Source organism: Tannerella forsythia (genome assembly GCF_003860135.1).
Classification (GTDB): domain Bacteria; phylum Bacteroidota; class Bacteroidia; order Bacteroidales; family Tannerellaceae; genus Tannerella; species Tannerella forsythia_A.
This window is the reverse complement of sequence record NZ_RQYN01000024.1, coordinates 10,269-26,433: the sequence shown is the minus strand read 5'-3', so window position 1 is coordinate 26,433 and position 16,165 is coordinate 10,269. Positions and strand designations below refer to the sequence as shown.

Sequence of the window (16,165 nt, the reverse complement as noted above, 5' to 3'; positions counted from 1 at the left end):
AAGAGACGGTGTGTCAAAACGCAATGTTTGGCACACCGTTTTCATGTTTAGTTGCGATGAAAGGTTACGCGAATCATCGCCAATTCTGATTTTGTGCCAATGCGGTAGGGAGGGCCGGCAAATCCGATGCCGGACGAGATATAAAACTGTGATCCCCCTTCTTTGTAATACCCGTACGAGCAACGGTAGACCAGTTTGATAATCCAACTGTAAGGCCAGAACTGTCCGTTGTGTGTATGACCATGAAGCCCAAGGTCGCAACGGTTCATTACGATCTCGTTGAAACGGGGCTGATGATCGGCTACAATCACAGGCTTCCTCTTGTCGACGCCATCGAGTAGACGGCTTAACGGCTTTCGTCCTTTATTCGTGGCATCGTCGCGGCCGACGAGGTAGAACGTGCTGTCGGGCATGACGACCGAATCGACGAGCAGTACCCCGCCCGTTTTCTGCAACCAGCGCAGTTTGGCAAAGCGGTTCGCCCGGTATTCGTGATTGCCTAACGTGATATAAACGCCCAACGGCGCATGGAGCTTTCGCAGGTCGTCTTCGATATGTGCACGTTCGGCAAAACGCGATTCGTAATCCATGATATCTCCGTTAATGATTATGATGTCAGGTTGTTGCGCGTTGCAGAGGGCCACGAAGCGCTCGGCACTCTTTTTACCGATCATTTCGCCGAAATGAGTATCGCTTATCAGAGCGATGGTCAGGCTGTCGCGTCCTTCCACGTTTTTCGGGATGTGTATGTCCTGATAGGTCACTACGGGATGCGTTACATGATAATATCCGCGTATCATCAATCCGGCGGTGACGAGAAGCAGGAACACGTAGTAAAAGCGCTTCAGACGAAGGCTTCGGGCGGTGATAGATGCGGGAATCCAGGGTCTGATCCGGTTCGTCAGCCGGAGGAGGTCGGCGGCCAGCAGTCCGAGCATCAGGTAGATGGATGCAACGTACCATGTACCGCAGAAGTACAGGATCGGAATCATGACATGATCCGGCAGATCTTTGTGAAAGAAGAATCCGTAAAAATACGTCGTCCATTCGATCAGGAAAAAGAGCACGAAAGGTACACGCCACTTTTTTTGTGGCGGCAGAGCCTGTTTACCCCGGTAAAAAAGATAGAGGTTGAAGAGGATCTGTCCGACGATGGCTTGCAGAAACACTTTCATGGCCGATGGAATGAAAGGTGAAAGACTACCAGCTCACCGCGTGTTCCGATACGGAAAGGCGGGCCCCAGAGCGAGAGGCCGGACGAGACGTAGAGGTGCATCGTTCCGCGCTGCTCGTAGCCGTAACTGCGTTCGAACAGTCGATCGGTAAACCAAGTGAGCGGCCATACTTGTCCGCGGTGCGTATGTCCGCAGAAGAGCAGGTCGGCGCCGGCCTGCTGCGCTTGCAGCAGCTCGACAGGCTGATGATCCAGCACGATGACCGGTCGGCGCGGGTCGATAGAGCGCATCAGCTCTCCGGCGGGAAGGCGTTGTCGGTTGCTGCGGTCGTCACGCCCGACGAGCTGTATCCCATTAGAGAGAGTCGCTACCGAGTCGCGCAGCAAACGTATGGGCGTCTGCCTGATATATTTGATACATGCGTCGATACCGCTGATGTATTCGTGATTGCCCGGCGCCAGATAAACACCAAGGGGGGCTTTGATTTGTTTCAACTCCTCCTCCATGCGTGCCTCGCGTAGAGGGTGTATGCTATGGTCGATCAGGTCGCCACTGATGATCACGAGGTCCGGCTGTTGGGCATTAATTCCGGCGACGTAATCTTGCAAACGCGCTTTAGGAGTACCGAGCCCGAGATGGACGTCGCTGACGGCAACGACCTTGAGGGAAGTAGCCGTCGAGTCGGTCAACGTCTTGGGAATCTCGATATGCAGGTGGCGGACGATGGGATTGCGGTAACAGATATATCCGTAGACAAGCATTCCGGCCGTCAGGAGTAGGGAGAGGCTAAAACCATGTGCAAACGAGCGGTTAAAGAGCCGGTAAAAATCGAAACACAGCAAAGCCATCGTCATGTAGAGCGTGAAGACGAGCCATCCGGTGGCATATTGGAAGAAAGCATGTCCCCATACATCTGCTTTTTCGCGGTTGCGAAGTGCGAAGAGCAGGAGGATGGAGAGGGCAGACAACCAGTAGAATACACCGAACACCCATTTGAAGACAGTCGGAAAAGACGATATGGCTTGCAACCCACGGATGAAAATATAACTATTGGCACCTACGTAGGCGCATAACATCAAAATGAAAACAACGAACATGTAAGGTCTGCGGATTAAAATTTGTCGCAAAGGTAAATCTTTTTTCCGGAGTGAAAATTTGCCTCCTGTTTCTCTCGTTAAAAAATAAGCTCCAAGCATGCGACCGCCAATTTTCCGTAGATGTGAACTAACAGTCCGTTGGCAGATATGACTTCCATCGCTCTTTGAAGCGTTGTTTTTTCATTCGGCCAATTGAAAACGGCCTTTGGTTGGTTGTCTGACTTCTGAAACAGCCGGCCTCGAACCGCCTTTTTTGCATTTGTATTATTTAAGAAGGATATCTTTAGGTGCAACTGCCTTTCCACGAGAAAGGACGTTGGAGCGCGCAATCGTTTCGTTGCATCGCCCCGAAGATTCGTACGATCTGACACCCCGCCGGTTGAAAACAACGCGGCATGGGCCGGATGCCAAAAAACACCGGGTGAAACGCGGGCGATTTCCGCTCCTTCTATCCGGCGTTGCGTGGCCGTCCACCGGTCTTCCGTTCTTTCCAACCGAAGTTCGGTTGAACGCAACGAAACTTTTTTACGATCCAACACAACTTCTGTTCCTTCCCCTGATGTTTCGGGGAGATTGCCCCGAAGAGCCGGAATATCGCCCCGAAGTTCGGGGGAAACCAACGAAACTTGTGTTGGAAAGAACGAATCTTTTTCAAGCATCCACCGGTCACGCGTTGAATCGCCCCGAAGTTCGGTTGAACGCAACGAGACGCGCGTAAGATCTTACCGACGCGGCGTTGGTGAGAACGAACCTTCCGTTCCTCGCACGGCCTTGGCACCGGAACGCGTCTTTTTATTTTCTAAACTTGCTGTTTTACAGATGGATAACATTGGTCGTGCAGGCATAAAAACATGTATATGATGGCAGATTATCGACTTTGCTCAAAAGATATTTGCCTTTATGAACAAACAATTTCGCCTGATCCGGAATTCCCATGTTCTACAAAGTAAAGAAAATTGTCTTTTTAAGGTTGAGGGTTGACGGTTTAGATATATCTTATGCTTTTATGCTTATTTCTAAGAAAATAGACTTGCTTTTGTTTTGCAACATCGCTGAAAAAATTCCATTACCACAAATAAAAACGGAAAAATAATTTTTTTTAACAATTTTGATTAAGGGTTTTGGAGATGCTATACGTCATATATGTAAAGTGTGGTTGATAGGGTTTAAATACTTAGGTTAATCTCTCAATGGAAAGGCGAAGTCGTGATGACTTCGCCTTTTCGCTTTTTCGGCTATAAGGTTTCTTTTGCGTGAAAAACCGTACATTTGTCGGATGAACGGAAAAAGCAGATTATTTTATCCGGTACTTTTGCTGCTGCTTGTTTTGTTATGGGCGGGCAATTTGGTGTATGGTACCGTACCGATTCCACTCGGTGAAGTGATTCGCATCTTGTCGGGCGAGCCTGTCGAGCAGGCGGCATGGCAACATATCGTGCTGCAATCGCGGTTGCCGCAGGCGGTGACGGCGTTGCTTGTGGGAGCGTCTTTGGCTGTCAGCGGTTTGTTGTTGCAGACGCTGTTCAGGAATCCGTTGGCCGGTCCTTCGATTTTAGGGATCAGTGACGGGGCCAATCTCGGAGTCGCTCTCGTGATGCTTTTAGGAGGCGGGGCGGTCGGTTTATCATCGATTTTTTCGGTCGGCGGATCGCTGGCTTTGATCGTGGCCGCTTTTGCAGGAGCCTGTTCCGTCTTAGGGTTGATTATTTACTTTTCGACAAAAGTCAGAAGCAATGTCATGTTGTTGATCATCGGGATTATGGTCGGGTATATCGCTTCATCGTTGATTTCGATGTTGAACTACTACGCCTCGTCCGACCGTATTCATGCCTACGTGATGTGGGGCATGGGCGACTTTTCGAGCGTTTCGAACGAGCGCCTGCCTTTCTTTATTCTCTGTACGCTTATCGGACTGACATGCGCTCTGTTGCTGATCAAGCCGCTCAACGCTTTGCTGCTCGGAGAGCGTTATGCTGCCAATCTCGGCGTGAAGATCAAGCGCACACGTATCCTGATTTTGCTTTGTACGGGGTTATTGACCGCTACGGCGACAGCTTTTTGCGGACCTATTTCGTTTATCGGGTTGGCTGTTCCCCATATCGCCCGACTGACTTTGGGGATGGAGAATCATCGTATGCTGTTGCCGGTAACGATGTTGATCGGCTCGTGTATGGCGCTGCTCTGCAACCTGCTCACGGTGGTTCCCGGTATGGGGACGGTCTTTCCTCTCAACGCCGTCACTCCGGTGCTTGGCGCTCCCGTTATCATATACGTTATTTTGAACCGGAAAAATATCCAATCTCTCAACTAACCGCTTTTGCGGTATTCATAGAAGTCGTCCGGCAGGTTTTATTCCGCATGGATTAGCACACCGGCACGATAGGTTGTCTCGGCGGTGACGGGACAGAGTGAGAAATAGCCGGAGCGGATTCGTCCGTCGGCAAGTTGCAAAGGATATTGCTGTCTGAAAAGCATGTCGGTGCGTAAGGTGGCTCCCTTCTTCTCGTAGGAGATCATGAACCGTCCCTGCGATGCAGGATGGAGCAGACGACGACTTAGCTCGCAGGCCACTAATCCCATCGTATAACGCAGATTCATTTCGATAAAAGGATGAACGGCATATTCTCCGTTGTGTTTGAATATAAGCATATCGATGCCGAGATAGCCCCGGTAGACATTGCCGAGAATCTCTTTCAGCGTTAGCGTAATCGCTTCCCGTACTGCTGTTAAGGTTTCTTCCGGGATATATGTAGTCAAATACTTTTGTAAGACCTCGGACTGTCCGAGACGTCCGCCGGAAAAAGCACCTTTTGTTTGAGTTTCAAATACCGACAACCCCTTGTAGGTGATTCCATCCGCGCCATCCATGTAAAATTCCATCGCAAAATCGCAGACTTTTTCCAGCATCGGTTCGATGCTGACAGCCCCTTGTCTTCTCAAAGCCCCTTCGATCCATTGCATGGCTTTCGTATCGGCCGTTGCGCCCATGATCGGATAAACCCCTTGTCCGGAGCAGGAGAAGGGCGTTTTCAGCAAGAAGGGTGGGGGATAGGTTTCGATATGTGTTTTGACGGCCGCAGCGGTTTCGTAGAAACAGGGAATCGAGACGGAAGGTAGTCCGGGCAGTCGTTGTAATGTTTCCCGAAGACCGTCTGCCGCCGCGCGGCGATGTGTCAACGTGCGGTATATCTCTTTCCAGGCAGGGATGGAAAGAGGAGCTCCTCGTTTTTGAAGTTTTTCAAAAAGGCGGAGGCTGTGCGGGGAGAGTCCCCACGGAGAAGCGTCAAGAGGGGCGGTCAGCCGGCAGATTTCTTTGTCGGAGACGGGATATAGGGACGGTTGTAAATCCGGAGGTAGTGATTCGATGAAGCGTCTGGCGGTTTCTGCTTCGGAAGTAAGAACATAATCTCCCTCATTACCATACCATAACGGGAGAAGGGAGAGATCGGACATCATTTTTTGAACGACTGCGTCGGGAGTATAGTGACGTACCCCCGACGCAATAGCCGTTTCATGTCCCGGATTAAAAAGATGGAGCGCCTTATTCGAGGTTTTCATCGATCGCGTCGATTTTCTTAACGATCAATGCCATTTCGTCTTTTAAACGTTCGATTTTACGTTCCATTTCTTTCAGCAGACCGCTTCCGCCTTTGGAGGATACGTTCAGGAAGCCGATGTTGTTCTCGTACGTTTGCACTTCGTTCTTCATGCGTTCATAGATGCGCATCAGTTTGTCCCGTTCGTCGTGCAGTTTGTTATCGCCTTGGCCGCTCATTTCGGTCAGTGTGGAGCGGAATTGTTGCATGCGGCGGTCGGCCTGAGCTACATTTAGACGGTCGAACTGTTGATCTACAGCTTCACGGAATGCCTTGTAGATTTTATCTTTACTCTTGAACGGAACATGGCCTATCGTATTCCACTCGGCAATCAGTGATTTTAATGTGGATACGGCTTCCGATTCCTGCAAATTTTCGTCCAGCGCCTTGATTCGCTCGATCAGCGCTTTCTTTGCTTCAAGGTTGGTTGTTTCTTCGCCTTTTTGCGAAGCGAAAACTTTAGTTTTCTGTTCAAAGAAATAATCGCATGCTCCGATAAAACGTTTCCAGATCGCATCGGATTGTTTGCGGCTGACCGGCCCGATTTTCCTCCATTCTTCCTGAAGCTTAATCATGGCTTTCGTCGTTTCTTTCCAGTCCGTGCTTTCTTTCAGTTCCTCGGCTTTTTCGGCCAACTCCTTTTTCAACTGGTAGTTGGCTTCCATCTCTTTCTTGGTACTTTTGAGGAATTCGCTCCTTCTGTGGAAATATTCATCGCAGGCACCGCGGAAACGTTCGAAAATCTTCGCGTTTTTCTTCTTCGAGGCGAAGCCGATGGTGCGCCATTTCTGTTGAAGGGCCAGTACTTCCTGTGTCTTTTTTTCCCAATCTTTGAATGATTTTAAATCGTCATAAACGATGGCTTCGACGATTTCGCAGAGGCTTGTCTTTTCTTTCAGATTCAGCTCTTCCTGCTCCTTCATAATTTCAAAATGCCCGTGATGACGTTTATTGATCACGGTAGAGGCCGCTTTGAAGCGTGCCCATAATTCTTCACGGAATTCACGCGATACAGGCCCGATTTCCCGCCATTGCTGGAACAGCGTCTGCATCTGATGATAGGCCGAAACAATATCCGGCTCATTGATCAGATTCTCTGCCGCTTCGCAGAGTGCCGTTTTCATCTCCAGATTCTTCTTGAAATCGTAGTCTCGAAGCTGGTTGTTGATTTTTACCAAATCGTAGAAACGCTCGCTCTGGAGCTGGAAATTACGCCATAAATCCCTCGCGTATTCCTGCGGCACGGGATTGTGCTCCTTCCATTCTTGCTGGATTTCCTTGAATTCTTTATATCGTTGGTTGAAGTCGTCGTTACTGTCGACCAAGGCTCCCATCCGGTCGATGAGCTGTAACTTCTTGACATAGTTTTCTTCTTTGACACGCGTCTGCTCTTTTTGCATGGCCATTCTCTTTTCCTTATATTGATTGAGCAGATCCCTGTATGTGGCTGCCGTATCGTCTTCGGGCGTCTCAAAGTCTTTTTCTTCTCCGCCGTTTTCAATGAAGATACGTTTCAGCTCATCGGCTTCAGCTTTTACCGTGCGGAAGTATGCTTCTTTCAGCTTTTCCAGTTGTTCACGCGGTGTTTCTTCGGCATGTTCTACCAATTTCTTCAACCTTTCCAAAATGTCGTGCTTGTCGATCATACCGACGGCGCCTACTTCGATGGCTTCCTGTAGTTCACCGCAGAAATCGTCCGGAGTTGTCGGTAACTCTTTCATTTCGGGTTCTTTTTGTACCGATGCTTCATCAATGGTGATGTCATGCATAGATTCTGCCGGTTTTTCTTCCGTGGCATTTGCTTGTTCTTGCATGGATGCGGCGCTCTCTGCGACGTTTTCAGACGGCTGGGCAGAAAGGGCATCAGGCGTTTGGTTCGTTTCCGGCTGGCCTGTTTCGTTTGTGTCTTTTGTCAATTCCATTACACTATTTTTTTACGGGACTTTTCCCATACATTATCCTCCAATGGTACAAAGTAAACGATTTTTTTTGACTTTAGGCTTTGTTTGAAGGAAAAAATAACAAAAAAAGACAAGCTTTTTTCCTTATTGGATTTTATTGATTCAGCGACAGACGGATGCTGATGCCATAATCCGAGTTCGATGTCGGGTAGGACGCGCTGGAAACGAGGGGAGTATTGATTTGCAAATCATAGTAAGCGCGCAAGGTAATCGATTTGCTGAATGCATAGTCGGCAGAGAATTGTAGGCTTTGTGTCATCGCCCCGCTTGTCATCTGCGTATATCCGTCTGCTATTTTGCGAATCAAGGCTTGCGTTTTTCGCCGCGCATAATCGAAGCGTACGGTCAAATCGTTATTGAAATCGTTCTTTTTTCGTATTTTTAATATTTTGTTGAAGTCGGCATATTTATATCCCAGACTTACCATCAGTTCGTTGGAATGCGCCTCGACAATTTGATAAGACGATACGTTCAGGTTCAGGTTGCGGGTTTTCTGATATTTCAGTCCGGCTGTGACGTTATTCAGAAAGGTGGCATCGATACCGAGCAACGGATTGAATCCTTCGGTAATGCTCACCGAGGTGATTTCGTATGCCGAAGAAGGTATCGGGGCTTCGGTTCGTGTATCCGGGATATAACCGAGATGATCGTTACCGGCGCTTACCCATTTCGGATAGGACTGATAGGCACCGACACTGTACACACATCGGTATTGATGGCTAAGCACCATGCTTTTGAAGTGCTTTTTTATCAGCGGAATCTGAATCAGTCCGTCGTACGATATTCGCCAGTTCGGCAGGAGGCTCGTAAGCGCTTTGGGAAAAGCCGTCAGTTCGATTTTTTTTGGATTTTTTCCGGTGTATGCCGCAAGGAATGCGGGAATCAGCACATCCGACGAGTTGGGGCTGACATTGCCTTTCTCGGGGTTGTATGGTTGGTTGGCTAATGGGTTATTGGTCAGGAAACCGGTATTAGGATACGTCGTCGCCGCATATTCTTTCTCCAGTCTTGATGCGATCACTTCGCGATGATTCAGGAATTCGCGGAAAGTTTTCGATTCATATCCGTTCGATGCGTTTCCGATATGGGTAAAGGCATTGCCGAGGGCGACGGTCGTCATGGTAAACGTACCGCCGTAAAGTGTCGGCATGCCCTCGAACATGTAGCTTATTTCCGTATCGCGCGAGTCGACACGGGTGGCATTCAGGTCAATCTTGAGGCCGGTAGCCGGTTCGAGCGTGGCGTTGGCTGTCAGAGTTTTACTGCTGTTAATCCGGGCCGGTCTGATATTGTTCGCATCCATAACCAGCCAATTGTTATTCGCTGCCTCCCGGATGTAGCTTTCGCGTACGTCGCCGAAGGCAAATCCCCATCCCGGCGCATTTCCGAAAGCCGTATTCGCCTGCCCGATCCAGTCTCCGATCATGGGACTGAAACCGGGAATATGCATGCCGTCACTCAAGCCGTACTGAACATTGACGCGTCGTGTCATCATCAGGAAGCGTGTCGTATATTCTAAGGCTTTGTATGCGGGCGTTTCCTCTCTCGGAGGCGCCGGATACATGGTCAGTTGCAGCTCGACGGAGTCGCGGTTGTTGATACGGATACGCCCGTAGTCGATCGGTTTATAGTCTATTTTATACAAGGTACTGTCATCGGTACGTCGTGCCACGATGCGGGTAAATTTCCGGATCATCAGGCCGTGACTAACGATCGTTCCGCTATCGGGATTGAGCTGCACCGTCGTTTCGAATTTTCTCTTCTGTTTTCTCTGGCTTCTGCTTTCCTGTGCGCGACGACTGCTTTCTGTTGCCGAACCGTACTTTTGATTGATTCTTCTCAGCTGCCTGTTCTTGTTGTAGAACGACAGGAAGTTCATGCTTCCCTGCAAATTCATCTGCCGCTGATTTTTGATGCTGTTGCCGGTTTTGATATTACGGCCTACAAATGGTCCGCGTTCCCAATTGTACGTCGCATTATACGAGATGCTTCCTCCCATCCAATCGAGTACGGGAATATACTGAAGCGGTAGGGAATAAGTGACATTGAATGTCTGATCGTAAAGGAGTGGCGTACCTAATTCGGCAATACTCTTTTTAACACTGTCTTTCCATATTTCATAAGCACGGGGATTCAACTTTCTGTTGACTTGTACATGCGGTTCTTCGATTCTTGCGTTCGTACCTGCGCTGAAATCGATATTCAAATTGTTGAGCGGATTCAGTCGGATATTGAACGAGCGATCCCAGTAAAATTGCTGGCTGAATGATACGGGGATGTTGCCGGAACTGAGCGGATCGAGGTTGCGCAACTGAATCTCGTAATAATTTCGCAGCATTGAGGTCTGCAAACTGATGTTAGACGGCAAATAGTTGAGCGCAAACTGCTTGAAGTACCGGGTGAATCCGTTATCTTTCTCAATGTTGCTAAAAGGCTGGAAGGGTTTGGCATACGGCGTATAGATATAACTCAGATTACCTTGATAATTCTTTGTCGTTTCGTAGACGGTCTCCGGATCGGTGCGCTTGCTTTCGTTATAGGCATAGCCCATCGAAAAGTTAGCCGGATCGTAAGGCATCGGCGTCTTACTGCGAATATTTACCTGCACGTTATTCAATGCAATACTTTTGGTCGTGACTTGTTGCTGAGACAAGCTTTTCAGTGAGTCTTTTTCCGCTTTTGAATCCATGAGATCGAGTGCATCGTTGAGCTTGACGTCCTGATCGAGCGGATTATATTGAGGCGACACCGTTTCACGCGAATATGCATAATGAAGCGGTAGATTAACTTGTGCCTTTTCGGGGAAGAATTTGCCCAGCTGCATGGAAGCGGAGACGGCGTACTGCGTGTAATCGTCCATGTTTCGTTCGCCAATGGATTGATCGATGCGTCCGAAGCCGGCCGTTTCGATGCGTCCGGTGGCGTTGAATGTTCCGAAATCCGATAAGGCTACACTCAAGGCTCCGTTGGCCGCCCAACCTCCCTGCTCGTCGAAGTCCGTCATGCGTAATTCGTTCACCCATATTTCGCCGCTCTTGATGTCTTTGGAATTGTTACGCACCCCGATCATGATCGTTTTCACTTCGGCGAGGCTCGGGTTACCGATCACACTGATTTTATTCAATTGGCGCTTGGGATCGTATTCGGAGTAGAGCGTTGTGAAGCTCACGTCGCTCTGTCCTTCTCGGCGGGCACGGTTACGTCTCATCTTCAGGTTCGTCAACACTTCCATCTCGAAGTCGATCATATTTTCCGCAGGCCAGACGGTTTGACGGTCGTTCTCGCTGTTGTTGTTATAGTGTCCCGCCGGCGTCAGATTCAATGGCACTTCGTATTCGTAATAGTTGTTTTTGTAGTCCGAGCCGAGGCGCAGGAAGACCGAGAGTTCTCCGTTGCTCAAGGCAGTGACGTCGTTGATGAATTTTTCGGCATGAACGAAGAGTTGCATCCGTTTATAACGACGCATATCATACTTCGTTTTCTTATAAATGGCGCGTGCGTCTTGCGAGGCGAGGTTCGTGACCTTCAACGAGAGCGCCTGTTCGTTTTGCTGACGTAGCTGAGGCTGGCTCGGGTCGGTCATTCGGGTGATGCCCGGCGGTAAGATATAGTTGACCGGCTGGCGGTCTCCGTTTTCTTCGATATTGACCGATGTGATGTCTAACGTTCCGTTGATGGAAGGCGGTGCGTTGGGGTTCGACAAATCTTGCAGGTAAGTGCGCCATTCGCCGCGAACCAACTCGAATGTGCCGAGACGCAGAATGGTCTGCTCCTGAAAACCGGTCATGTACACGCGCATGAAGCGGATGCTCCTGAAATCTTGAATCGAACCGATCTTGCGTTGGTATTCCTTGACCGGAATCTTAAATTGATACCAAGTGACTGACGTAGAGGTCGTATCTGATCTTCCATTCGGCAATTTCACCTTGACTTTGCGCTGGTTGACAATGTAATTGCTGCCTACGACCATATCTTTCGGACGAATCGATACCTTATATTCATAGTACTTTTCGTTCTGATCGTTCAGGGTATTGTCGTTATTCAGGTCTTCTACGTCGGGGGTCGTTTTAGACGATATGTCGTATCGCTCCGGTGAATCTTCTGCGGCAGTTGAGTTGCCTTCCGTGCCGTTATAACGTTTGTAACGTGTGAGGATGTCCACCTCATCGCGGTCGTAGTCCGAGCCCCGGTAGTAGTGATAATTATCGCCGGCGGGGTCGTTGAGGGGGGAGAACGGGTTCTTTTCCCACGAGAGCAACGTTTCGGCAGAGACTTTGCGCTTTAACTGCTCAACATAGTTCCGATAAGTCGGGAATGTTTTTTCTTCTTCGCTCGTCAGACCGTTCAGACCGACGTCCTGTAGTTTTCGTGCTCCGGCGGTGTTGTCGAACGCATAGACCGTGCTTTGTTGAATGGGAATCTTTCCCCAGACGGTCGTATCGACCTGCGATCGGTCACCGGTGATCGGCAAACCGTTTTCAAAGAATTTCTTTTCGTCCTTGAGGATGTCTTCAGACAGCTCTCCGAGGTTGAAATAGAGATCGCCTCCGTTAGCCGTTTCTCGGTTATAAATAAACGGGTCCATGAGCCAGAATTCAATGTATTCGATATTATTCATCTCGAAGTCGGTCTGATCGAGTTTTCGCATCATACCGCCCCATCGCTTCTGCGGGTTAGCCAATGTACCGTCCGGGTTGATACCCTCGGCATCGAGGTTGTATGGACCACGTTCGTTCGGGTAGTAGGCGAGGTTCAGGGCGTATAGTGTGCTGTTTTCGTTGTAGGCCAGCTCTTTGTTCGGATAGATTTCCGAGTAGCTGATGGCGCGGACATAATGGTTGGAGATGTCGTCATCGCTGATGTGGCGCGGGCGCAAGGAGGAACTTGGTCGTGTAAAGATACCGTCGATATAGTACCATGCAAAGAGCGCACGGTTTTTACCGTATTCGATGTTATTGACTAACGACGCTTCGGGGAAGAGCGCGTTAGCCGTATGATCGTAGGGTACACTGGCCAATGCCCATGGGTAGGGGCTGAGCAGGTCGAAGCTGCTTTGTGTCGATTCGAAATCGTCGAGATAAGAATGTTTGCCCGTGTTTTGGTTTTCGTAATGTCCGGCGATCAAATGTGCAAATTCTCCGTTGAACGAGATTTGGCTGGGCTTGGTCAGGTTCAGTAGCGGCAGTTTGTCGACGATGTTGGTGAGCCACTGGCTTTCGCCTTTATAAGCGAGATTTGCTCCCCACAAGGTATTTTTGATGGATTCGTCGCCGATTGCTGTTTTCGTGGTCAGCGGCATCTCGGAGAGGTGCATCAAGGTAGCTCCCATAGTAAAGTTTTTGGAAAACTCGTAACTCAGATCGACTCCCATCATTGTTTTCCGCTGCATGTTATAGACGGACTGATTCTCGAGCGAAACACTGATGGAGCTATTGCTGGCAATGACACTTTCGTTCAGAATCATTACCGTACCCGAGGCATAATCGACGGTGTAATCTACATTTTCGGTGAGTTTGACACCGCCGGCCGTGACCGTCACGGATCCGCGTGCTACATTCGTTGCGCCGAGGTTGATCTCGGAGGAGGAAGATGCACGGTACTTACCCCGCAATTTGAATTTATTTTTTTCGGCGATCTGCTGTGCAGCCGTTTTCGTCGAGGAGTACAGTTCCTGAAAAACATATTTGTCGGCGATGGCATTGTTGCCGATCGCCTTTCGCAGGTGTGAACCGAACGGTTCGACAACGGGGAAAAAGATGCGGCCGTTGAACGAGTTGATCGTATAGCCTTCGACGAAATCGAAATATCCGTTTCCACTTCCGCTTTCGTTGGGTTCGTTGTTGGCATCGAGCCGGTCGAGATTCATCACTTGCAGCAGGGTTTTATCCGCGATGTTACCCTCCTGAATACTGTATACATAGGTTCCGGCCGTATCGCTTTGATAGACGATATCTAACTTGAATTTGTCTTTTTGTATGGCCGAAGCGTTGAGCCAGTAAACGTTTCGCATCATCAGGTTCCAGAACGGCATGTTGGGCGACATATTTACGCCTCTCAGCAGCTTGACGAAGAGGCACTGGCCTGTATTTTCCTTGTCGTCGGTCGACATTTCGCCGACTTGATAAGACGTGCCGCCGTACATGTATTCGAAAGCTACGGCAAGGCATTCGTCCTGTTGTAATTGCGATTGCAATGAGATGTACCCTAACTGTTCGTTCAGTCTGTATTCCGACGGATTGAGTTTACGGGCGCTTTCCATTTTCACGAAGTCCGTTCCGCCTTCGAGGAATCCTTCGAGCGTTTGCCCTACTTTATTGATGTTTCGGGCATCCTTATAATTCTCGACCAGATCGCTATAAAGCGTGTTCGCTTTGTTGTGCGGAGCGGAGATGGAACCTGACGGCTGCACTTTGGAATTGAAGATATGTTTGTGCTCGCCTAAGTCGGAAAAAGCCACGATATTGCGAGCGTCGTTGTAATTGCTGCGTTTGTTGAGCACCCATACTTCGATACGTTTGATGCTGACATTCGAGGAGATATACGGCAGTTGTGCCATGGCCTCGTCGTATTGGTCACGGAAATAATGGGCAAGGAAGAAGTGGCGGTTTTCGTCGTAGTCGTCGACATTGATTTCGAAGTCGGTCATTTGAACGCCTCCTTTCGACGAGATCGTTCTCGATTCGGAATTCTGCTGTGCCAGCAGCGCATTGACACGCAGTTTGCCGAATTGCAGTTCGGCCTTGATACCGAACAGCGCCGCGCCGCCGCGTATGAGCGAGTTTCCGGTGTTGAGGCTGACGTTTCCGGCTTCGATGTTCTTGATGATCTCATCTTCATCCCCGGCATAGGCGAGGTTCAGGCGGGAAGCGTCGAAATCGAACGATGATTGGGTGTTATAGTTCAGGCCGAAATTGACTTTCGTCCCTACCGTAGCTTGCATATTAAGCTGCACGTTGTTGTCGAAGTTAAAGAAAGTACGGTTGCGGGAACGCTCGGGCAGTGACGGGTTTTTCGTGCCACTCGACTTGAGGCCTAATTTCAGTTCGGCCGTTCCTTGCGACCGTACGCGGACGCCACCCGGCCCGAAAATCTTGTCGGCGGCTCCGATATTGAACTGCATATCCATGAAGTTAAACTGTCCGTTGGCCGACTGCCGGAACGATTCCTCGTTTTTCTGCCGGTAGTAGGCACGCATGGACTCCTGCATGCTGTAATCCTGATATTCTTCGGGTGTCAGGGTTATGGGGGTTCCCAATTCCATGTCACCTACTTTCGTACGGATAATATACATGCCGGTATGCAGATCGTATTCGACCGAGGTTTTCAGGTTTTCGGGATCGCGCAGATCGGCCGGCAGTTGCCGTGTTAAATCGTTGTATTCCTGTGGGACGGTTTTTGAGATCGGGTACCGGCTTTTCGGCAGCGTATCGTTCGGTGCTGCCTGTGTCGTTGTCTGCTGTGCAAGGCCCTGTGCAAGTGTACAGATACTCATGCCGAGCCATACGTAAAACAACCGGATAGTATGTCTCAAACCTTTTTTCATTAAAGCATTTTAAGGGAAGTCTTGATCAGTTGTTCCACCGTCATGTCCGGTGTTCCTTTCAGCAGGGAATCTACTGCTTTTTGCGAAGCCGCTTTCTGGAAACCGAGCATCACAAGGGCCGCCACGGCTTCTTCGGCCGTATCGGAGCGTCCCGTTCTTGCGGCGGCTTTCCGTTCGTCAAGGCCTTCAACGGGTCTGACTTTATTTTTCAGATCGACCACGATGCGCTGTGCCGTTTTGCTTCCGATACCTTTGATGGCCGTCAGGCTCACATCATCGCCCGAAGCGATGACATCGATCAGATCGGAGGGTTTGAGGGACGAGAGAATCATGCGCGCCGTATTTGGACCTACGCCCGAAACGGATGTCAGGAGCAAGAACAATTCACGTTCTTCGCGACTGGCAAAGCCGAACAGCAGGTGCGCATCTTCCCGAATCACTTCGTGCACGTACACTTTTCCTTCGCGACGTTTGTCAAACGCGCTGTACGTCGTGAGCGAGATATTCAGTCCGTAGCCAATCCCTGCGCATTCGATGACCATTTGTGCGGGAGACAGTTCAACGATTTCGCCTCTTATATATTCGATCATTCCCTAACCCGTTTAGATATCTATACCCAAGTATAACGAAGAAAAAGGCAAAAGCGTATATTTTGACGGCGGTTTTTTTTCTGAATGCGTATCGGTCGAGGGGAGGCAAAACGCCATGTTTGGGCACACCCTTTTTAGGTGCGTAAGAATGGGTGAAATGCAAGGCGCTAAGGATGAGAGTGAGGGAGCATACGAATGTATGT

Annotated in this window: 8 protein-coding genes; 1 reads left to right on the top strand and 7 read right to left on the bottom strand. The window is 49.5% G+C overall.

Annotated features, from left to right (window positions below; all coding sequences use genetic code 11):
- Positions 1 to 47: 47 nt before the first annotated feature.
- From EII41_RS07480 to EII41_RS14145, 3 genes are all read right to left on the bottom strand, one after another.
- Entirely contained in the window at positions 48 to 1,175 is a 1,128-nt protein-coding gene (locus EII41_RS07480) for a metallophosphoesterase (RefSeq protein ID WP_124790077.1), read from the bottom strand.
- Positions 1,172 to 2,272, bottom strand: coding sequence for a metallophosphoesterase (locus EII41_RS07475; RefSeq protein ID WP_124790091.1), 1,101 nt, complete (start codon positions 2,270 to 2,272; stop codon positions 1,172 to 1,174). The genes EII41_RS07480 and EII41_RS07475 overlap by 4 nt, the downstream gene beginning before the upstream one ends.
- Positions 2,273 to 2,349: 77 nt before the next feature.
- Entirely contained in the window at positions 2,350 to 2,931 is a 582-nt protein-coding gene (locus EII41_RS14145; protein ID WP_185711865.1) for a hypothetical protein, read from the bottom strand.
- Positions 2,932 to 3,548: 617 nt separating this feature from the next.
- Between EII41_RS14145 and EII41_RS07465 the strand changes: the two genes are divergently transcribed.
- The gene (locus EII41_RS07465; protein ID WP_124790076.1) at positions 3,549 to 4,583 is read left to right on the top strand and encodes a FecCD family ABC transporter permease; all 1,035 of its coding nucleotides are present in this window, start codon (positions 3,549 to 3,551) and stop codon (positions 4,581 to 4,583) included.
- A gap of 38 nt (positions 4,584 to 4,621) precedes the next feature.
- On the opposite strand, the gene EII41_RS07460 is transcribed toward EII41_RS07465, so the two are convergent.
- The 4 genes from EII41_RS07460 to ruvA all read right to left on the bottom strand — a co-directional run bounded on the left by EII41_RS07460 (position 4,622) and on the right by ruvA (position 15,962).
- On the bottom strand, positions 4,622 to 5,830 hold the full coding sequence (locus tag EII41_RS07460) for a hypothetical protein (protein WP_124790075.1): 1,209 nt from the start codon (positions 5,828 to 5,830) through the stop codon (positions 4,622 to 4,624).
- Positions 5,814 to 7,790, bottom strand: coding sequence for a DUF349 domain-containing protein (locus EII41_RS07455; protein ID WP_260425518.1), 1,977 nt, complete (start codon positions 7,788 to 7,790; stop codon positions 5,814 to 5,816). Before EII41_RS07455 ends, EII41_RS07460 begins: the two co-directional genes overlap by 17 nt.
- A 133-nt stretch (positions 7,791 to 7,923) precedes the next feature.
- Positions 7,924 to 15,372, bottom strand: a complete 7,449-nt coding sequence (sprA, locus tag EII41_RS07450) for a cell surface protein SprA (protein WP_124790074.1) — start codon at positions 15,370 to 15,372, stop codon at positions 7,924 to 7,926.
- The gene (gene ruvA / locus EII41_RS07445; RefSeq protein WP_124750728.1) at positions 15,372 to 15,962 is read right to left on the bottom strand and encodes a Holliday junction branch migration protein RuvA; all 591 of its coding nucleotides are present in this window, start codon (positions 15,960 to 15,962) and stop codon (positions 15,372 to 15,374) included. The genes sprA and ruvA overlap by 1 nt, the downstream gene beginning before the upstream one ends.
- Positions 15,963 to 16,165 lie beyond the last annotated feature (203 nt).